This is a genomic window from Pseudomonas sp. LPB0260 (genome assembly GCF_013388395.1).
Genome location: NZ_CP058247.1, coordinates 1,949,780 through 1,969,747, shown reverse-complemented (window position 1 = coordinate 1,969,747; position 19,968 = coordinate 1,949,780). Strand labels below are relative to the sequence as shown.

At 61.1% G+C, this 19,968-nt stretch carries 20 protein-coding genes and 1 other RNA gene; 12 read left to right on the top strand and 9 right to left on the bottom strand.

Going from position 1 to position 19,968, the window contains the following annotated elements; all coding sequences use genetic code 11:
• Positions 1-33: 33 nt before the first annotated feature.
• Positions 34-801, bottom strand: coding sequence for an FCD domain-containing protein (locus LPB260_RS08640; RefSeq protein ID WP_208708282.1), 768 nt, complete (start codon positions 799-801; stop codon positions 34-36).
• A gap of 302 nt (positions 802-1,103) precedes the next feature.
• Between LPB260_RS08640 and LPB260_RS08635 the strand changes: the two genes are divergently transcribed.
• The 6 genes from LPB260_RS08635 (at position 1,104) to LPB260_RS08610 (ending at position 9,172) form a co-directional block, all read left to right on the top strand.
• Complete coding sequence (locus LPB260_RS08635) at positions 1,104-2,798, top strand: L-lactate permease (RefSeq protein ID WP_208708281.1); 1,695 nt, start codon at positions 1,104-1,106, stop codon at positions 2,796-2,798.
• 121 nt (positions 2,799-2,919) lie between these two features.
• Positions 2,920-3,744 carry a (Fe-S)-binding protein gene (locus tag LPB260_RS08630; RefSeq protein ID WP_208708280.1) on the top strand — a complete coding sequence of 275 codons (825 nt, stop codon included), beginning with the start codon at positions 2,920-2,922 and terminating at the stop codon, positions 3,742-3,744.
• Positions 3,741-5,201, top strand: a complete 1,461-nt coding sequence (locus tag LPB260_RS08625) for a LutB/LldF family L-lactate oxidation iron-sulfur protein (RefSeq protein WP_208708279.1) — start codon at positions 3,741-3,743, stop codon at positions 5,199-5,201. Before LPB260_RS08630 ends, LPB260_RS08625 begins: the two co-directional genes overlap by 4 nt.
• 103 nt (positions 5,202-5,304) lie before the next feature.
• Positions 5,305-5,976 carry a lactate utilization protein C gene (locus LPB260_RS08620; protein WP_208708278.1) on the top strand — a complete coding sequence of 224 codons (672 nt, stop codon included), beginning with the start codon at positions 5,305-5,307 and terminating at the stop codon, positions 5,974-5,976.
• Positions 5,973-8,780 (top strand): FAD-binding and (Fe-S)-binding domain-containing protein, encoded by a 2,808-nt coding sequence (locus LPB260_RS08615; RefSeq protein ID WP_208708277.1) that lies wholly within the window; start codon positions 5,973-5,975, stop codon positions 8,778-8,780. The genes LPB260_RS08620 and LPB260_RS08615 overlap by 4 nt, the downstream gene beginning before the upstream one ends.
• A 146-nt stretch (positions 8,781-8,926) precedes the next feature.
• On the top strand, positions 8,927-9,172 hold the full coding sequence (locus LPB260_RS08610; RefSeq protein WP_208708276.1) for a hypothetical protein: 246 nt from the start codon (positions 8,927-8,929) through the stop codon (positions 9,170-9,172).
• 58 nt (positions 9,173-9,230) lie between these two features.
• Here the strand turns inward: LPB260_RS08610 and LPB260_RS08605 are convergent, their stop codons facing one another.
• The gene (locus tag LPB260_RS08605) at positions 9,231-11,762 is read right to left on the bottom strand and encodes an ATP-binding protein (protein WP_208708275.1); all 2,532 of its coding nucleotides are present in this window, start codon (positions 11,760-11,762) and stop codon (positions 9,231-9,233) included.
• Between the two features lie 148 nt (positions 11,763-11,910).
• On the opposite strand from LPB260_RS08605, the gene ssrA reads away from it, so the two are divergent.
• Positions 11,911-12,267, top strand: a transfer-messenger RNA (tmRNA) gene (gene ssrA, locus LPB260_RS08600).
• 39 nt (positions 12,268-12,306) lie between these two features.
• Here the strand turns inward: ssrA and LPB260_RS08595 are convergent.
• From LPB260_RS08595 to LPB260_RS08565, 7 genes are all read right to left on the bottom strand, one after another.
• Entirely contained in the window at positions 12,307-13,335 is a 1,029-nt protein-coding gene (locus tag LPB260_RS08595; RefSeq protein ID WP_208708274.1) for a tyrosine-type recombinase/integrase, read from the bottom strand.
• Positions 13,332-14,615, bottom strand: coding sequence for a hypothetical protein (locus tag LPB260_RS08590; RefSeq protein WP_208708273.1), 1,284 nt, complete (start codon positions 14,613-14,615; stop codon positions 13,332-13,334). Before LPB260_RS08590 ends, LPB260_RS08595 begins: the two co-directional genes overlap by 4 nt.
• Before the next feature lie 445 nt (positions 14,616-15,060).
• A complete protein-coding gene (locus LPB260_RS08585; protein WP_208708272.1) occupies positions 15,061-15,450 on the bottom strand; it encodes a hypothetical protein in 390 nt (129 codons plus the stop codon).
• A complete protein-coding gene (locus tag LPB260_RS08580) occupies positions 15,443-15,790 on the bottom strand; it encodes a hypothetical protein (protein ID WP_208708271.1) in 348 nt (115 codons plus the stop codon). Before LPB260_RS08580 ends, LPB260_RS08585 begins: the two co-directional genes overlap by 8 nt.
• Positions 15,783-15,998: a hypothetical protein gene (locus LPB260_RS08575; protein ID WP_208708270.1), complete on the bottom strand. Its 216-nt coding sequence runs from the start codon at positions 15,996-15,998 to the stop codon at positions 15,783-15,785. The genes LPB260_RS08580 and LPB260_RS08575 overlap by 8 nt, the downstream gene beginning before the upstream one ends.
• Positions 15,995-16,159: an Arc family DNA-binding protein gene (locus LPB260_RS08570; protein ID WP_208708269.1), complete on the bottom strand. Its 165-nt coding sequence runs from the start codon at positions 16,157-16,159 to the stop codon at positions 15,995-15,997. The genes LPB260_RS08575 and LPB260_RS08570 overlap by 4 nt, the downstream gene beginning before the upstream one ends.
• A complete protein-coding gene (locus LPB260_RS08565; protein WP_208708268.1) occupies positions 16,156-16,374 on the bottom strand; it encodes a DNA-binding protein in 219 nt (72 codons plus the stop codon). Before LPB260_RS08565 ends, LPB260_RS08570 begins: the two co-directional genes overlap by 4 nt.
• A 15-nt stretch (positions 16,375-16,389) precedes the next feature.
• Between LPB260_RS08565 and LPB260_RS08560 the strand changes: the two genes are divergently transcribed.
• The 5 genes from LPB260_RS08560 (at position 16,390) to LPB260_RS08540 (ending at position 19,920) form a co-directional block, all read left to right on the top strand.
• Positions 16,390-16,764, top strand: a complete 375-nt coding sequence (locus tag LPB260_RS08560; RefSeq protein ID WP_371926126.1) for a DNA-binding protein — start codon at positions 16,390-16,392, stop codon at positions 16,762-16,764.
• A gap of 77 nt (positions 16,765-16,841) precedes the next feature.
• Positions 16,842-17,027: a hypothetical protein gene (locus tag LPB260_RS08555; RefSeq protein ID WP_208708267.1), complete on the top strand. Its 186-nt coding sequence runs from the start codon at positions 16,842-16,844 to the stop codon at positions 17,025-17,027.
• Positions 16,993-17,544, top strand: a complete 552-nt coding sequence (locus LPB260_RS08550; RefSeq protein WP_208708266.1) for an ABC-three component system protein — start codon at positions 16,993-16,995, stop codon at positions 17,542-17,544. Before LPB260_RS08555 ends, LPB260_RS08550 begins: the two co-directional genes overlap by 35 nt.
• Positions 17,544-18,056: an ABC-three component system middle component 5 gene (locus LPB260_RS08545; protein WP_208708265.1), complete on the top strand. Its 513-nt coding sequence runs from the start codon at positions 17,544-17,546 to the stop codon at positions 18,054-18,056. Before LPB260_RS08550 ends, LPB260_RS08545 begins: the two co-directional genes overlap by 1 nt.
• Complete coding sequence (locus LPB260_RS08540; RefSeq protein WP_208708264.1) at positions 18,031-19,920, top strand: AAA family ATPase; 1,890 nt, start codon at positions 18,031-18,033, stop codon at positions 19,918-19,920. The genes LPB260_RS08545 and LPB260_RS08540 overlap by 26 nt, the downstream gene beginning before the upstream one ends.
• Positions 19,921-19,968: the final 48 nt, after the last annotated feature.

The following is a 19,968-nucleotide window of genomic DNA, read 5'->3' as shown; positions in this document are numbered from 1 at the left end:
AGCCAAGCGCTCCCGCCCCGCTGCTGGCCTCTACTAGCGCAGACTGCGCCGCTGCGCCCGCGCCACCCGCTGCACCTCCTGCTGCACCTCGGAAAGCACCTCCCGGACATAGTCGATATGCTGGTTCGACAGCTCCCGCGCCTCTTCGGCACGCCCCTCCATGATCGCCTCGAACAAGGCCCGGTGCTGAGTGATCAGCATGTCCCGGGTCTCGCTGCGCTGGGCGTACATGCCGCCGATATTGGTCACCACGTTGCGCTTGAGCAGGTCGAACAGGCCGCGAATGGTGTGCAGCAGCACCGCGTTGTGGCTGGCCTCGGCGATGGCCAGATGAAATCGCGCATCGGCCGCCCCCTCCTCGGCGCGGGTGACCTTGCCGCTGCGGCTGTAGCAGTCCTGCAGCGCGGCGAAGGCCTCGCTCAGGCGCTCGCGGTCCAGTTCGGTGGCGCGCAATGCAGCGTAGTAGGCGCAGGAACCCTCCAGGGTGTGGCGGAACTCCAGTAGATCGCGCTGCGCCTCGGGGTTGTTTTCCAGCAGTTCCAGCAGCGGATCGCTGAAGGTCGAACCCAGCGACTCGGCGACATAGTTGCCGCCGCCCTGGCGACTGACCAGCAGCCCCTTGGCCACCAGCTTCTGAATCGCCTCACGCAGCGATGGCCGCGATACGCCGAAGCGCTCGGACAGCACCCGCTCGGCCGGCAGGCGCTCGCCTGCCTTCAGCGAGCCCTCGAGAATCATGGTTTCCAGCTGCTCGACGATGGTGTCCGACAAGCGCCGCTGGCGCACCTGATCTACTTCCATTCCCCACTCTCCATTGGTTTTACCAGCTTTCCAGCAAGCCTATAGCGCACCGCATAGGCACACAAGGCCGCCCCCTCCTACCAAAGTCGCAGCACCGGAATTTGACAGCAACGGCCGCAGGCTTTTAACCTGACACGGTCGCCTTGTAAATTGGTCTTACCAATACAGCCCGACAACAAACAACAATTCCAAAAATAGCCACGCCGAGGTCTTCCCATGTCGGTCATGTCCATCACGCCGCTTGCTGCATTCCATCTGCCGAATCCATCGCGTCCCGCGCGCCACTGACCGGAGGTCCCGCCATGTCATCCGGTCTGCTCGCACTACTCGCCTTCTCCCCCATCCTGCTCGCCGCCATCCTGCTGATCGGCCTGCGCTGGCCCGCCAAACGCGCCATGCCGCTGGTCTACCTGCTCACGGCGGGCATCGCCCTGTACGCCTGGGACATGAGCCTCAACCGCGTACTCGCCTCCACCGTGCAAGGCCTGGTAATCACCGCCGGCGTGCTGTGGATCATCTTCGGCGCGATTCTGCTGCTCAACACCCTCAAGCATTCCGGCGGGATCACCAAGATCCGCGCCGGATTCGCCACCATCAGCCCGGACCGTCGCATCCAGGCGATCATCATTGCCTGGTTGTTCGGCTGCTTCATTGAGGGCGCCTCGGGCTTCGGCACGCCGGCGGCGATCGCCGCGCCCCTGCTGGTAGCCATCGGCTTCCCGGCCATGGCCGCGGTGATGCTCGGCATGCTGGTGCAGAGCACGCCGGTGTCCTTCGGTGCGGTCGGCACGCCGATCATCATCGGCATCAACAGCGGCCTGGACAGCGCCGCCCTGGGTGCGCAACTGAGCGCCCAGGGCTCCAGCTGGGAGATTTTCCTGCAGCTGATAACCAGCAACGTGGCGATCATCCACGCCCTGGTCGGCACCCTGATGCCGCTGATCATGGTGCTGATGCTGACGCGCTTCTTCGGCCAGCAGAAAAGCTGGAAGGCCGGCTTCGAGGTGCTGCCGTTCGCCCTCTTCGCCGGCCTGGCCTTCACCCTGCCCTACATGGCTACCGGCGTATTCCTCGGCCCCGAGTTCCCGTCCCTGGCGGGCGGCCTGATCGGCCTGGCCATCGTCACCTGTGCCGCCCGCGTGGGCTTCCTGGTGCCCAAGAAGACCTGGGACTTCGCCCCGGCGCAGGACTGGCCGAGCGAGTGGCTGGGCAGCGTGGAGATGAAGCTGGACGCGCTGAGCGCCAAGCCGATGAGCAGCCTGCGCGCCTGGTTCCCCTACGTGCTGGTCGGCGCCCTGCTGGTCATCAGCCGGGTCTTCCCGGACGTCAGCGCGGCGCTGAAGTCGGTGCTACTGGTATTCCCCGACATCCTCGGCGAGAGCGGCATCAAGGCCGACTTCATGCCGCTGTACCTGCCCGGCGGCATCCTGGTGACGGTGGTGCTGGCGACCTTCTTCCTGCACCGCATGAAGCTGCGCGAACTGACCGCCGCGATCGGCGAATCGAGTAAGGTCCTGCTCGGCGCCGGCTTCGTCCTGCTGTTCACCGTGCCCATGGTGCGCATCCTGATCAACTCCGGGGTCAACGCCGCCGACCTTCCGAGCATGCCGATCGCCATGGCCCGCTACGTGGCCGACAGCGTCGGCGGTGTCTACCCGCTGCTGGCGCCCAGCGTCGGCGCCCTGGGTGCCTTCATCGCCGGCTCCAATACCGTCAGCAACATGATGCTCAGCCAGTTCCAGTACGGCGTCGCGCACAGCCTGGGGATCTCCGGGGCGCTGATCGTCGCGGTGCAGGCCATCGGCGCGGCAGCCGGCAACATGGTGGCGATCCACAACGTGGTCGCCGCCTCGGCCACGGTCGGCCTGCTCGGCCGCGAGGGCAGCACCCTGCGCAAGACCGTCTGGCCTACCCTGTACTACGTGCTGTTCACCGGGCTGATCGCCCTCATCGCGATCTACCTGCTGGGCATCAGCGACCCGCTGGTGGCCCGCTGAAGCACGCTTGAATCCGCGCCCCGCTGACCCGCGGCGCGGCCGTATCCACAACCCGCAGAACCCGGCGCCGATATCGCCGCCGGGTTCTGCGGACCACCGGGCCCACCCGGAGCGCACAACCATGAGCCAGCTGTTCCACAACGCCGCGCCCAACGCCACCCGCGTCGCGCCGCCCCTGCCGCAACCGCGCCAGTATCCGCCGCACAAGCCCGAGCAGGTCTACCTGTTCGGCACCTGCGTGGTCGACCTGTTCTTCCCGGAAGCGGGGATGGACGCGATCCACCTGCTGGAGCGCGAGGGCATCCGCGTGCACTTCCCCCAGGACCAGGGCTGCTGCGGCCAGCCGGCCTATACCTCCGGCTACACCGCGGAGGCGCGCGAGGTGGCGCGCCGGCAGCTGCAGCTGTTCCGCGAGGACTGGCCGGTGGTGGTGCCGTCCGGCTCCTGCGCCGGCATGCTGCGCGAGCACTATGCCGAGCTGTTCAAGGACGAGCCCGACCTGCACGCCCGTCTCCAGGCCCTGGCCGAGCGCACCTATGAACTGGCCGAGTTTCTCCTCCATGTATGCAAGGTGCAGCTGCAGGACCAGGGCACGCCGACCAAGGTGGCCCTGCACACCTCCTGCAGCGCGCGCCGGGAGATGAACACCCACCTGCACGGCCGCGCCCTGCTGGCGCAACTGAGCCAGGTGGAGCGCGTCGAGCACGACCACGAGAGCGAGTGCTGCGGCTTCGGCGGCACCTTCAGCGTGCGCATGCCGGACATCTCCGGGGCGATGGTCGCGGACAAGACCCGCGCCCTGCAGGACTCCGGTGCCGCCCAGGTGGTCAGCGCCGACTGCGGCTGCCTGATGAACATCAACGGTGCCCTGGAGAAGCAGCGCGCCGCCCTGCGCGGCCAGCACCTGGCCAGTTTCCTCTGGCAGCGCACGAGGAGCGAGCGATGAACGGCGAGCAACGCATTCCCAGCGTGCAATTGGGTGACGAATCCGTCGCACCGGGCTTCAAACAGCGCGCCCATGACGCGCTGGGCGATGCCCAGCTGCGCAAGAACTTCCGCACCGCCATGGATTCGCTGATGGCCAAGCGCGCCAGCGCCTTCAGCGATGCCGACGAACGCGAGCGGCTGCGCGCCCTGGGCAACCAGATTCGCGCCCGCGCACTATCCAAGCTGCCCGAGCTGCTCGAGCAACTGGAACGGAACCTGATTCGCAACGGTGTGAAGGTGCACTGGGCGGAAACGGTGGACGAGGCCAACGCCATCGTCCTGCAGATCGCCCGCGCTCACGAGGCGCGACAAGTGATCAAGGGCAAATCGATGGTCAGCGAGGAAATGGAGATGAACCATTTCCTCGAAGGCCAGGGCATTGAATGCCTGGAATCGGACATGGGCGAGTACATCGTCCAGCTCGACCACGAGAAGCCTTCTCATATCATTATGCCGGCGATCCACAAGAATGCCGGTCAGGTCGCGTCCTTGTTCCACGACAAACTTGGCGTGGAATACACCAAGGACGTCGACCAACTCATTCAGATCGGCCGGCGCACCCTGCGCCGGAAGTTCTTCGAGGCCGACATCGGCGTGTCCGGGGTCAACTTCGCGGTAGCCGAGACCGGCACCCTGCTGCTGGTGGAGAACGAAGGCAACGGCCGCATGAGCACCACCGTGCCCCGGGTGCACATCGCCGTGACCGGTATCGAGAAGGTGGTGGAGAACCTGCGCGACACCGTGCCGCTGCTGTCGCTGCTGACCCGCTCGGCCCTGGGCCAGCCGATCACCACCTACGTCAACATGATCTCCGCTCCGCGCCAGGCCGACGAATTGGACGGCCCCGAGGAAGTCCACCTGGTGCTGCTGGACAACGGCCGCAGCCAGGCCTTCGCCGACAGCGAACTGCGCCAGACCCTGAACTGCATCCGCTGCGGCGCCTGCATGAACCATTGCCCGGTGTACACGCGCATTGGCGGCCACGCCTACGGCGAGGTCTATCCTGGGCCGATCGGCAAGATCATCACCCCCCACCTGGTCGGCCTGAACAAGGTCCCCGAGCACCCCAGCGCCTCGTCGCTGTGCGGCGCCTGCGGCGAGGTCTGCCCTGTGAAGATCCCCATCCCCTCGCTGCTGCGGCGCCTGCGCGAAGAGAACGTGAAAAAACCCGACGACCCGCAGCGGGTCATGCGCGGCCAGGGCAGCAAGTACTCGGCGGGCGAACGCCTGGCCTGGAAAACCTGGCGCACGCTCTACACCACGCCGCTGCTGTACCGCCTGTTCAGCTTCCTGGCCACCCGCCTGGGCGGCCTGACGCCGAGCAAGCTCGGCCCCTGGACCGAGCACCACAGCGCACCGGTTCCGGCCAAGCGCTCGCTGCATGAACTGGCCCGTCAGCACCTGGAGGGCAAATGATGAGTGCTCGAATCACCGGAGGGTGCGCCACGCGCACCATCACCGGAACGCCCGAGGTGCGCTCGGCGCACCCTACCGTTGCTGCATATACGGGAGCATCAGCATGAGCGCCAAAGCCAATATCCTCGCCAAGCTCAAGCGCAGCCTGGAAGGCACCACGCCGCTCGCCGACGACTTCGACGAGGCGCTGGTGACCCAGCCCTGGAGCTACCCGGCCGAACAGCGCATCCCGCGCCTGCGCCAGCTGATGGAGGCGGTGCATACCGAGACCCACCTGTGCCGCCAGGCCGAGTGGCCGGCGCTGGTCGAGCGCCTGCTGGCCGAGCGCGGCATCGCCAGCCTGCTGATCGCCCCGGGCACCGTGCATGGCCAGCAGCTCGCCGAGCACTGCCAGCAGAGTGGCAGCCCACTCGCGCTCAAGGCCTACGACCGGCCCATCGAGCAGTGGAAGGCCGAGCTGTTCGACGACACCCCGGCCAGCCTGACCGGCACCCTCGGCGCCATCGCCTCCACCGGCAGCCTGATCCTCTGGCCAAGCCGCGAGGAACCGCGCCTAATGAGCCTGGTACCGCCGCTGCACATCGCCCTGCTCAAGGCCAGCCAGGTGCGGGACAACCTCTACCAGGTGCAGCGGGAAATGGGCTGGGCCACCGGCATGCCGACCAACGCCCTGCTGGTGTCCGGGCCGTCGAAGACCGCCGACATCGAACAGGTGCTGGCCTATGGCGCCCACGGCCCGAAGGATCTGATCGTACTGATCCTGGAGGATGCATGAGTCTGCCGGCGACTTTTCTCCAGCAGGTCGAACGCCTGATCCCGCGCCAGCGGCGCTTCGACGACCCGCTGTCGACCCTGGCCTTCGGCACCGACGCCAGCTTCTACCGCCTTATCCCAAAGCTGGTCGTGCGCGTCGAGTCCGAGGAGGAAGTGGTGCAGCTGCTCCAGCTGGCCAGCGCCGAGCGCGTGCCGGTGACCTTCCGCGCCGCCGGCACCAGCCTGTCCGGCCAGGCCATCAGCGACTCGTTGCTGATCGTCCTGGGTGACAACTGGAACGGCCGCGAGGTGCGCAACCAGGGCGCGCAGATCCGCCTGCAACCGGGGGTCATCGGCGCCCAGGCCAACGTCGCGCTGGCGCCCTGGCAGCGCAAGATCGGCCCGGACCCGGCCTCGATCAACGCTTGCAAGATCGGCGGCATCGTCGCCAACAACGCCAGTGGCATGTGCTGCGGCACCGCGCAGAACAGCTACCACACCCTGGCCGGCATGCGCCTGGTGCTGGCCGACGGCAGCGTGCTGGACACCGAGGACGCCGCCAGCGTCGCCGCCTTCCAGGCCCGTCATGGCGAGCTGCTCGAGCAGCTCGCCCGCCTCGGCCGGCAGACCCGCGCCGACTCCGAGCTGGCCGCGCGCATTCGCCACAAGTACCGCTTGAAGAACACCACCGGGCTGTCGCTCAACGCCCTGGTCGACTTCGACCAGCCGCTGGACATCCTCAGCCACCTGCTGGTCGGCTCCGAGGGCACCCTGGGCTTCATCAGCTCGGTGACCTACCACACCGTGCCGGACCATCCGCACAAGGCCAGCGCCCTGCTGGTATTCCCCGACGTGGACAGTTGCTGTCGCGCGGTCAGCGTGCTGAAAAGCCAGCCGGTGTCGGCGGTGGAACTGCTGGACCGCCGCAGCCTGCGCTCGGTCGAGAACAAGCCGGGCATGCCCGAATGGGTCAGGGGCCTGTCGGCCGGCGCCTGCGCCCTGCTGATCGAGGCGCGGGCGGCCAGCCAGAGCCTGCTGCACGAACAGCTGGCGCAGATCATGGACTCGCTCGCCGACTTTACGCTGGAGAAGCGGGTCGACTTCAGCGAGGACCCGGCGGTCTACAACCAGCTGTGGAAGATCCGCAAGGACACCTTCCCCGCCGTCGGCGCGGTGCGCGAGACCGGCACCACGGTGATCATCGAGGACGTCACCTTCCCGGTCGAGCAACTGGCCGAGGGCGTCAACCGCCTGCTGGCGCTGTTCGACAAGCACGGCTACGACGAGGCGATCATCTTCGGCCATGCCCTGGAGGGCAACCTGCACTTCGTCTTCACCCAGGGTTTCGACAGCCCCGAGCAGGTGGCGCGCTACCAGGCCTTCATGGACGAGGTGGCGCAGCTGGTGGCGGTGGAGTTCGGCGGCTCGCTCAAGGCCGAGCACGGCACCGGACGCAACATGGCGCCCTTCGTCGAGCTGGAGTGGGGCACGGACGCCTACCAGCTGATGTGGCGGATCAAGCGCCTGCTCGACCCCCTGGGCATCCTCAACCCGGACGTGGTGCTCAGCGAAGACCCGCAGATCCACCTGAAACACCTCAAGCCGCTGCCGGCCGCCGACGAGCTGGTCGACAAGTGCATCGAGTGCGGCTTCTGCGAGCCGGTCTGCCCGTCCAAGGAGCTGACCCTGAGCCCGCGCCAGCGCATCGTCATCTGGCGCGACATCCAGGCCAGGCAGCGGCGCGGCGAAGACACCCGCGAGCTCGAGCGCCGCTACCAGTACCAGGGCCTCGACACCTGCGCCGCCACCGGCCTGTGCGCCCAGCGCTGCCCGGTGGGCATCAACACCGGCGACCTGGTGCGCAAGCTGCGCGGTCGCGACGCCAGCCAACAGAGGCGCGCCAACTGGCTGGCCACGCATTTCGCCGCCACCCTCAGCGCCGCGCGCCTGACTCTGCGCGCCGCCGACGGCGCCCGCCGGCTGCTCGGCGCGCCGCTGCTGACGAAAGTCTCGAGCGGCCTGCACACGGCCTCGGGCCAGCGCCTACCGCAGTGGAGCAGCGCCATGCCCCAGGCCGTGCAGCAGATCCGCATCGGCGCGGCGACCGACGACGCGCGACCGCGGGTGGTCTACCTGGCCGCCTGCGTCTCACGGGTCATGGGCCCGGCATTCGCCGACCGGGAGCAGATGCCGCTGATCGACAAGACCCGCGCCCTGCTGGAAAAGGCCGGCTTCCAGGTCGTCTTTCCGGAGGGCCAGGACAACCTGTGCTGCGGCCAGCCCTTCGCCTCCAAGGGCTATGCCGAACAGGCCGAACGCAAGCGCCAGGAACTGCTCGACACGCTGCTCGAGGCCAGCCGCGGCGGCCTGGACCCGGTCTACTGCGACACCAGCCCCTGCACCCTGCGCCTGCTACAGGACGGCCTGGACCCACGGCTCAAGCTGTTCGACCCGGTGAAGTTCATCCGCGAGAAACTCCTGGATAGATTGCAGATCACCCCGCAGCAGCAGCCCGTGGCGGTACACGTGACCTGCAGCACCCAGCACCTGGGCGAGGCCCAGGGACTGATCGACATCGCCCGCCGCTGCGCCCGCGAGGTGATTGTCCCCGAGGGCATCCACTGCTGCGGCTTCGCCGGCGACAAGGGCTTCACCACCCCGGAGCTCAACGCCCATGCGCTGCGCACGCTGCAGGATGCGGTGCAGCACTGCAGCGAGGGGCTGTCCACCAGCCGCACCTGCGAGATCGGCCTGAGCCAGCATGCCGGCATCGACTACCACGGCCTGGTCTACCTGGTCGATCGGGTCTCCCGGCCTAGAGTCTGACGCACTGCCCGCGGCCGCAGCGGGCAGCTGGCGCGGGCTCAAGCCCGCGCCGGCTCACACCTCTGCCGGCAGAAAGCGGACCGGCGGCCATTGGCCCCGCCCGCTGCTTTCTATACTGAAAAATCCCCCCCTGAAGGAGCGATGCCATGCGCCGCCTAGCCGTTTTCCTCGCCGCCGCCCTGCTCAGCGTCCCGCTCTGGGCCGCACACTGCCCGGCGGACATGGCCAAGATAGATGCCATGCTGGCCAGCAACCCGCCCAGCGATGCGGCGGTGCTGGCGCAGGTACAGAAGCTCCGTGCCGAGGGCGAGGCTCTGCACAAGAGCGGCGACCACGGCCAATCCGTGCAGGTCCTCGGCGAGGCGCTGCAACTGCTCGAAGCCAGCGAGTAACAGCCTGCTCGCCAGGGCGATGTGCCCTGGCGAGCCGTGAACGGCCCTCAGGTGCCGCTCAATCCTCGCTAGCGGCGGGCTGAACTGTCGTCTGGGGCGCAGCGGCGCTGGGCAGGTCGATCCAGAATCGACTGCCATGCCCGGCGCGGCTCTCGAAGCCCATTTCGCCGCCCATCAGGCTGGCCAGCTCGCGGCACAGCACCAGGCCGATGCCGGTGCCGGGGGTACTGGAGTTCTCCCGACCGAGACGCTGGAACGGCTGGAACAGCTGGGCCTGCTGCTCCTCGGTCAGCCCCGAACCATTGTCCTCGACCCACAGGCGCACGCCGCCAGGGAGCAGCTCATAGCCCATGCGGATGACGCCCCGGGGGCTGTTGTACTTGATGGCGTTGGACAGCAGGTTGAGCATCACCTGGCGTACACGGCGCAGGTCCGCCTGCACATAGAGCGGCGCCTCGAGCTCCGCCTGCACCTCCAGCTGCAGGTGCCGCTGCTGCACTTCCGGCTGCACCAGCTCGGCACAGCTGGCGAGCAGCTCGCCGATCGCGACCGGTTGCAGCTGCAGCTGCTGACGGCGACTCTCGATACTCGACAGGTCGAGGATATCGTCGACCAGGGAAGTCAGGTGACGACTGGCGTTGACGATCTCCCGCGCGTAGTCCGCCTCCTGCTGGGCGTCGGGCTTGTCCTGCGCCTCCATCTCGATCAACTGGCCGAAGCCATAGATCGCGTTCAGCGGCGTACGCAGCTCGTGGCTCATGCTCGAGAGGAAACGGCTCTTCGCCTGGCTGGCCGCCTGGGCCTCCAGACTGGCGCGGCGCAGCTCCTCCTGGGCCTGTTTGAGCCGGGTGATATCGACATGGGTGCCGGCGATGCGCAGCACGCGGCCGGCCGCATCGCGCTCGAGCACCTTGCCGCGGCTGAGCAGCCAGGCGTACTCGCCGCGCGCGTCGGCATAGCGGTACTCGGCCTCGAACTGGTCCTCGCCGCTGGTGACGAACTGTTCGCGCAGGTGGCGAATGCGCTCCAGATCATTGGGGTGCATGCGCTGGTTGAACTCGCTCAGGCTCATGCACTCCCGGGCCAGGCCGAAGCGTTTGAGGAAGCGGCCACTGAGCTTGATGGTGGCATTCGGCGAGTCCACCTCCCACAGGCTCTCCGTGGTGCTCTCCAGCACCAGGTCGAGAATCCGCTGGGCCTCGCGGCGCTCGGTCTCGCTCGCCTGCAACTGCTCGCCGGTGTGCTGCACCGCCTGCGCCATGGAGGTCAGCTCGGCGATCTGGCTGGTCGGCGCGCTGGGATGGAAATCCCCCTGACCGATCCGCCGCATCATGCCGCCGATACCGGCGATGGGTTGCGCCAGCTGGTCGCTCAGCTGCCGCGAGCGCATCCACATCCAGGCGAAGAACAGCAGATAGAACAGCGCCAGACCGGCGATCAGCAGGTAGCCGATCTGCAGGTAGCGTTCGGCCAGACGATTGGTTTCGCTGAAGATCTGCTCCTCGTCCACCACCAGCAGCAGACGCCAGCCGGTTTGTGGAATCTCGCTCCAGGCCACCAGGCGATTGCGCCCGCCCAGCTGGACCTCCTGCACATTGCCCTGCCCGGCCGCCATGGCCTGCAGCAGGGGCTGCATATCGGCGTACTTGTCCAGGCGGAAATCTTCCGGCTTGAGCACCTCGCGGCGCACCGCCTCGGCATAGGAGTACTCGGTCAGCTCGCGCAGGCCGAAATCGCGCTCGCCGGCCTGCGGCAGGGCCATGATGTTGTGGTCGCGGCTGACCAGCATGGCATAGCCCTGCCAGGGTACATCCAGCTCACCGATCTCCGTGAGCATCTGGCCGACGGTGATATCCAGGCCGACAACGCCCTCGAGGAAGTCATCGCGGTACACCGGGGCGACGGCAGACATCATCCAGCCGAGCCCGGCCGGATCCAGGTAGACATCGGTCCAGGCCACCTTGCGCTGCGGGTTGTGCTTGGCGTCGGCCAGGTAATAGAAGTTGTAATCGGGTATCACCATGTCGTGGGGATACTGCTCGGGAGTCATGAAGAACGGGTAGATGCGGTTGTAGCTGTCCCAGCTGTTGAAGTAGACCGCCGCTACCAGCGGATTGGCCGCGCGGATCGAACGCATCAGCGGATCGACCTGCGACAGACGCAGCGCCTTGGCACGGTCCTGACGCTCGGGCGGCGTGCTGTTGGCGTAGAAGGATGCCGCGCGACCATCGTCGCTGCGCGTGTAGTACACCCCGCTGGGGGTGGCGGCATGGCGCTGGCGCTCCAGCTGATCGGGCTGGAACTCGGTGTTCTGCAGTGCCTGCAGCGTCGCGTCGCGGAAAATCTGCACCTGCGCCTCGACGGCACGCAGGCGGCTGTCGATCACCTGCCCCTCACGAGCCACCGCCGCCGACAAATCGCCCAGCGCGCTGCGCTGCAGATAGCCGATCTGCGCATCGCGAATCGCCGCGTTACTCAGCAGGTAGACGGTAATCAGCACCGACTCGACGAGAATCAGCGGAATCAACGCACTCTGTACAAAGGCGCGCCAGATCCACTGACGCAGGGGGTAACGCGACGTGCGCGACATAGAAAAGGTCTCGTCCCAAAGACATGACTGCAGCTCAGGTGTCTAATCATAGCCGCACTCCGCGCCCGGCGTCCGCGCCGAGATTGCAAGGTCGACGCCAGGCAGCCGATGCCGTACACTTCGGCCTAGCTTCACCCATGACAGTTTTGGGGCCGATTAGGATTCGACGCCGGTAGCAAAACTTGAGGGGCATGCCGAGCTGGTAGCAGAACTCGTAAATTCGCTGCTGCAAACTTATAGTTGCCAACGACGACAACTACGCTCTAGCCGCCTAAGTGCCGCTAGCTGACCCTAGGGGATGCCTGTAAACCCGAAGATTTGGTCAGTCATATAGAACAGGATCGCCGCCAAGTTCGCTGTAGACGTAACGGCTAAAACTCATACAGCTCGCTCAAAGCGCCCTGCCACTCGGGCCGCGATGAGTTAACTCAATAGAGATGGCTAAGCATGTAGAACCGATAGCGGAGAACTGGCGGACGGGGGTTCAAATCCCCCGGCTCCACCAAATGAAAACAGCCTAAACCCTTGATAATCCTAGAGATTTTCAAGGGTTTTTGCTTTCTAGGGGCATCAACTGTCCCGAAAGTGTCACACCTGCCAACGGGCTCAGCTTGACCGCCTCGACCAGATGCTCGGGCGCAAGGTGTGCATAGCGCATCGTCATGGCCAAGCTCGAGTGCCCCAGAATTTTCTGCAACGTGAGGATGTTGCCGCCCTTCTGCATGAAGTGGCTGGCGAAGGTGTGGCGCAGCGCGTGGCTGGCCTGCCCTTTGGGCAGCTCGATGCCTGACCGCTTCAATGCACGCCGGAATGACGTTATCGCCCCAGTGAAGGGGCCATGCTGCTTCCAGTGGTTGCGGATCAACGTTTCCAGCTCTGCCGAAATTGGCACCGTCCTAACCTTGCTCGACTTGGTTTTGCTGTACGTGACAGCGCCGTTCCGCAATCGCGCCGGCATGAGTCCTTCCGCTTCCGACCATCGAGCACCAGTGGCCAGACAGAGCAGCACTATAGGTTCGACGTGCGGGTTGTCGCAGCCTTCACGAATGGCAGTCAGCAGATGGGCTATCTGTTCCTGGGTCAGCCAGGACAGTTCCCGTTCCTCAATCCTGTAGAGCTTCATCAGCTCCAGCGGGTTGGCATAGTCGATCTGACCCAAGCCTCGCAGCTCATTGAACACGGCACGGATGTAGCCCAGTTCGTTGTTCAACGTCTTGGGCGTGATGCCTGACTCAGCGCGCAAGCGGCGGTCATGGGCATAGCTGGCCGGGTCGAGCTTCATCGCGATGGGGTCACGCAGGCGCACGCACAGGGCGTCGAGCTTGGCCTTTCTTCGCTCGCCATCCTTGAGCATGTGACCATGCAGGTCGAACCAGAGCCCAACCAGCTCCGAAAGTCGACGCCGATCCTTGGCCTTGGGGTTCCAGGCAGGGTCGGCCGCCTTGTTGGTGATGATGTACTGTTCGTAGCGCAGGGCTTCCGCCTTGGTCGAGAACAGCTTACGGAAACGCTGACCACGGATTGGCTGAACATCTGCAAGCCAACGGCCATCAGGGCGCTTCTTTACTGTCATACCGCCCTGCCCCACCTGACCTGCCGTTCTTCCAACAGGTCTTTGATGTGCCGGTAGATGTCCCGCTCAGTCTTTTCCTTGGCCGCGTAGTGATCCCGTATAACGGGCCAACAGTCCCATTGTTTTAGGGTGGAGAACGCCTTTTTTGCGCCCACCCGCTCCCTTGCCAGCAGGCTTACGAAGTTTCCCAGGAACAGCTCCACGTTCTTGCCCGAGAAGCCCCGCGAGGTCTTGTAGTAGCGCTTGTATTCGGTCTGATCCAGCAGGGAGTCCACCGGCAGATCGACCCGCACATCTTCACGAATCAGGGTCCAGATAGGCTCAAAATGACCGGGACGGACTAGCAGCTTGAATTGACCCAGGCCATAACGCCACAGGCCGTCCAGATGGCCCGAGAATGCGGCAAACGACCGGGTGTCGATGGCCTCACCCGTCTTCACGTCAATTGAGCCGCTAGCGAACTGCTGGATTATCGAGTGGTGATAGCGCAGCTCCACCCGCCACACGTCTTGCGTCGGGTCGTAGTTGTCCGAGTCCGCTGCGTCGAAGCTATCGCGCCGTTTCCAGACGCTTTCCCAGTAGTCGAGCTTGTCGGTGGCGCGGGCCTGTTCGGTCTTGTTGTAGATGGCCAGCTGTACGCCAGCAGCCGAACCGAACATCGAGGTTTCGCCCCGGCCGTAGACACTGGACTTGCTCGCCCAGGAAATCTCATTGATGCCGGAAATATCCCGGTGTGTACGGGCCTTGCAGTGCATGCGCGCCACCAGGTCGCTGGGAGGCGTCCAGCCTTGCAGGTCCAACGCCAGATGGACCGCACACTGGTTGATTTCCAGGTGGGTCAACACGGCGTCGGCGTAGTGATCCAGGTGCTCTTGCAGCCGCTCCGGCGACAGCGCGTCGATGGCATGCGGTGACACCTCGATTTTCAGGTGCGGGCCGATGCTGTCGATCTTGGCGTTGAAGTTCTTGATGAGCAGAATCAGGCCCAAGTCAGCGTTTTGCAGCTTGTACTGGTAGCCCGAGTCGCGCCCTACTCGTCCCGAGTGCCAGCGCTGGCCGGCGAAGTCGACCATGACGCCCGGAGTCTCGAACAGCGCCATCACTTCCGGGCGGATCATGCCCCGGTACAGCTGACGCACCGTATCGACGCCACAGCGCAGCAGGCGGACCTTCGACAGGTCGGTGAACGTGTAGTTACCCGGATCGACAAACAAGCGACCGCGTTTGTCTTCCACTGCGGTCAAAGCATCCAAACGCATATGGTCAATTGCTTTTGTCATTTCTTCACCTATTGCCGATTAATGCGGAAGTTTCTTGGCTTTTATCTGACGTGTTACAGGGACGTCGCGCGGCGGCCTGCGCGCGCGAGGGCGCTCTGAACCGAGCCGCGCTTTCGCGTGCGCAGGCCGCCGCGTCGTAGGGCCAACCACTCAATTGAGGTTTTTCCGGTTTATGGCTGGCCACTGGTTCACTCCAGGGCGCGGCGAGGGTCAGTAGCAGAAGGAGCCCGAGCAGGACTGGACGAGCATCCGGCACGACCGGCAGATGCAGCAGGCGGGAAGGATCAGCAAGGCAAGCAGTGGCTTGGCGCGGGTGGTGGGCAGAAGCTATGCACACCAAGGGCTCTGCCCTTGTCATCCCGCTCTTGCCGCCGAGGGCTCGGGAGCGCGGGGCGGTGAAGCTGCCCCACTCTCCCGCGGTCAGGCTGCTCATCATGGCGCGGGGTCAAGGGTGCGCTTCGCCCGTGCTTCCGTTCATCGCGACAAAACAGCCGTCACGATGAGCCGGGAGCGCGGCCCCTGACCCTTCCGAATGGGTCAGAGTCATGCGGCCCAGTACGTTGCCGGAACCCTGCCGGTCGCGGTACCGCATAGCCCTGATAGTGCAAATATCGTCGAAGTAGATTTCGTTGGGAGTGCGCGTGCTGGAACTGAGCTCCACGCCCAAGAAATACGGCGAGCCTTTCATGTCCGCCGTGGGCAGGAGAACGCCAACGATGTGCGTGCATTGCCAGAAGGACTCCGGCTCAGCATCCCAGGCCATTTCGATCAAGACGGTCTGGCCGACATAGCTCAGGGCCTTGGCGGCATCGATTGCGATACGAGGCTTACGCATGGCGGCGCTCTCCTTCCTTGGGTCCGACTTGGCTCTGGATCAGATGAGGCAGTGGCAGGCTGCCCAGCACCTTGCTGGCTGCGCTACGGTCGCGAATGGCCCGGATGGTATTGATGCTGTCGAAGTAGATTTCGACCGGGAAGTCGTCGCTACCGCCGAAGGGCACGGTGAGGAAGTAGCCGTCTTCAAATACGCCCGGCACCGGTAATACGACGCCAATCACGTGGTAGCAGCGCCAGAGCATTTCGTTGTCGTCGTCCCAGCACAGTTCGACGAGGACAGTTCGGCCGATGTAGCTGATAGCGGTGATCGGATCGAACGAGGGAGCCAGGCTAGACATGGGCGTAATCTCCTTCCTTGAACTCGGTCTTGCCCTTCTCCAGGTCCGCGCGCAGGCGAGCGAGATTGACCATGCGAAAGTCCGCCAAGCGCAGGCTGGGAATGGTGCCGTTGTCCACCCAGTCGATGGCCTCTTCAACCGATATGCCGCTCATCTCGGCGAAGGTGATGACGCTACAGAGGTCCAGGCTTTCGTCAGTGGTGCTCATTGGTTGCCCTCCTTGGCAGTTTTCTCCTGGGCATAGCTCGCTTCCAGGCGAATGACGACTTCCGAATTCATCGAACGGCGGGCCGCGAAGGCGGACTGTTCGATCTTGGAGCGCAGCTTGGGCGGCACGCGCAGCTTGAATTGCGGGTCAGTTCGGCTCACAGCGTCCACTCCTGCTCAAGCAGCTGCTGGGTCAGCAGGGCAACGTTGACCATGGTGCGTTTGCCCACCTTCTGCGAAGGCAGGTAGTTCCGTTCCACCCAAGTGCGAACCACGATGGGTTCATTACCCATGCCGATCCACTCGGCGAACTTCTGCCACGGCATCAAGGGCGGGGCGCCGTGCAGCTTTTGCGGGTCGAGACCTTCCGTATCCATAAGCTTTAATCCACTATGTTCAGCAGTGATTACCAACCAACAGAATGGGTAATAGATACCCATGGAGTGATTGTTACCCATTCCCCACAATGGAGCAATTACTACTCAGGAAATATTTTCTATATGGCAAGCACTGCTGATAGAGCACGCACATTGATCAAGCTGGTGGGTCCAAAGAGAGCAAGCGAAGAAGGCGGTGCTTACGAACGCTGGAGAAACGTCAGCAAAGGCGCTGTACGAGTAGGCGCTGAGGAAATAGACGTGCTGGTGAAAATTTACCCTCAGTACGCCCTATGGCTGGCTAGCGGCCAGATCGCACCGGAGATCGGCCAAACCAGCCCGGCCTACGACGAGGCCAACCGAAACTTGAGCCAACCCAACGCGGGATAGCGATCACTCAGGAAGCAACTAGGCGCTGGTATGCCCGAAACAAGGATGAATAGTTTCACTCGCCATAGGAAATTAAAATGAATGATCTTGCCATTTATGGGCTTATTGCTTTAGGAGCACTCGCAATAGCCGGACTAGGGGTAAAAATAGCTATAAACTATAAAGGTGGCACTAAGAACAACCTTAAGAATGTCACCATTCATGGGCCGTATGCGGGGAGGGATAACCGTGGGATGGATTCTAAACAAGATACGGAACGCTAATTTCTTTGGCCCATATGCAGGCCGAGATATTATCAATCAAAACATCCTACCCAAACCCACACAAATGGACTTGCTGATCGACGTATATAAAGACGAGGTCAAAAACGGGAAAGAAGTGCAAAGCCTAATCGACGAGCTTATGCACTACAACAGCAAAAAATACGAAATCAGAAATCTAGAGACAAAGCTGACCGAAGTAAATCTAGAAGAACTAATAAAAGACGCCGAAGAGCTCAAACAGCTAATATCAATGCTGATTTTAAAAAATCAAAACTACAAATCAGCACAGAAAATTATTACTCTATTACTGGACGAAGTGGCAAGCATCTTCAATAGCAAAATCAAGCCACATATAACCTGCGACATAACAAGAGCAGCAGCAGAGCAGCTAATTTCACAGCATCTAGAAACAGAAGTACGCAAGCACCTGGGTGAAAACGTACTAGAAATTTATAATCGACAGATAAAAGGAATGCTTTTTTTCTTAACTGGAAACTGCCATTTGGAGTGGAAGTAATGCTCTTATATAACAAGGCATTTGATCCAATCCACACCATACTCCGACTGGCAGCAATTTGCCAAAACAGCCGTACCGATCAGATAGAATTAGAGCGACTGCAAATTTTCAATTTTCTGCTTGCCTTTCCTGCCCACATTGCGGACATGCCCTTGCCTCGAGAGCTACTGCAAGCAAAGAACAAGTTCAAGAAGTATCGATCCCCTTACAACAACTTTGAACCGTACACATTATTCAACAGAATGAATCCAACATTTTTTGCCTCGCTTCAAATGGCAGAAAATATTGGATTCTTACATGTACAAGACAATGGCACGATTCAACTAAACAAAGAACTCATCCCCACTGAGCTAAACTCCATCACACGCGCCGAAGTCAGCAGCATATCCAGGGAAGCCTTAGACTTTGAAATAGGTCATCTTTCAAAGATGCCTATACTTGGAAAAACAGGACTCAAAGCGGCAAGTAAACTAATGGATTATAAATATGATTATCCGCAAGCCGACAATTAAGATTAACCGCCTCCTTGCGGCAAAGTCAGGCAACCTTGTATATGACGAAAGGTTTCACACAGGTCTAAACATTCTTTCCGGCTGCAATGGCGGGGGAAAAACATCCGTTATACAGCTGCTTGTCTATGGGCTTGGATATGAAGTCCAAAACTGGAAGGAAGAGGCAGGCTCTTGTGACGAGGTATTCGTTGAATGCTCATTAAACGGACAAAGCGTGACGCTGAATCGTGCACTGCAAACTCAAAGAGCTAGCATGCAACTCTATTATGGCAACCTAGATGCAGGGCTAAAGGCCGGCCGAGGCGAATGGTTCTCGTACCCTTACAACACCGGCACTAAAGAAAGCTTCTCACAAAAGCTATTTGAAATATTAGGAATACCAGAGGTAAAGCTCGACGCAAGTGAGAACTTAACAATGCATCAACTGTTAAGGCTCATATATAGCAACCAAGCAAACCCACCTTCGAGCATATTTAACATAGAAGCATTTGACTCTGCCTTCAAAAGAGAGGCAATAGGAAAATATCTGTGCGGCCTCTATGACAACGATCTCTACAACGAAAAAATAGAACTCAGCACTAGTGAAAAATCCCTAGACAAAATAATCACCGAAATAAGAGCAATTACAAACATACTAGGGAAGACCGAAATATCCTCAGAGCTATTCACCACCGACCAACTTCGAAACTCATATCTCGATGAAATTAAGTCCATAAAAGCTGAGATAATGGCTAAACAGGAAGAAAATCGAGCAACCTACAAAGAAGAAAAACAGGCAACAAACCAATCCGCCAACGATATCACTAAGATCAAAGAATCCCTCTACGACACTGAAGTAACACAACGTGACCTTGAATTTGAAGTAGAAGACATCCGGCTCTTCCTAAGCGAATTAAATCAAAAGCTACAAGAAATTAATGATTCTATGGATGCTGGAAACGCCCTATCATCCATAGCATTTAAAGTTTGCCCCTGCTGCTTTTCCGAGCTACCTGAGTCGACTGAAGGTGCATGCTCGCTCTGCGGCAGCAGCGACTATCTAGAACGTAGAAACACCAACATGCTTAGAATGAAAAACGAGATAAGCATACAACTAAAAGAATCACATAAGATTTACGAAAGAAAGTCACAAACACTAGACGATATCGGAAAGAAAAAGAAAGAGCTCGAAACAGAGCTTAGAAAGAGCATAACTAAAACAGTAGCAACCGTGGCCGTACAGAACAGCCAGAGGGAAAAGGAGCTCTTTGCACTTTACACAAAAACTGGCGAATTAGAACAAAAGATAGCCGACCTCGAGCGCACAGAAGAGTTAAGGAATGCAATAAACGCCTTATCTACAAGGCGACAAGAAATCCAAGACAAAGTCTCTGCACTTAAAAATTCAATAGAACTAAAAGAAAGTCTTGCCAGAATTCGCCCCGGCGAAGTCCACAAGATAATATCCGAATGCGTCGTATCATTCTTAAAGTCCGACTCAGGGAGTGAAAAGGAGTTCCAAGAAGCAAGCGAGATAGAGTATGACTTTGCCGCCAGCAGAGTCTCTGTAAACGGAAAGACATACTTCTCAGAAAGCTCTATCTCATACTTAAACAACGCCTTCCACCTTGCCCTACTAAAACTATCTCTAGCCAAGGACTATGCTCGTTTCCCAAGGCTTCTCATATTAGACGGCATTGAAAACTTTGGATTAGAAGACCAGCGCTCACAAAATTTTCAAATGAGCATAAAAAATTACTTCGCAGAAGAGCAGGCGGAGCACCAAATAATTATTGCCACAAAAACCATCCATCCAGACTTAAACAATCCAGAAGTAAGGGTAGGCGATCACTTCACCAAAGAAGCAAAGAGCTTAAAGATGTAGGAATGCCAATTTAGTGTCACAAGCATTGCTGTGACTAGCAGAACATTG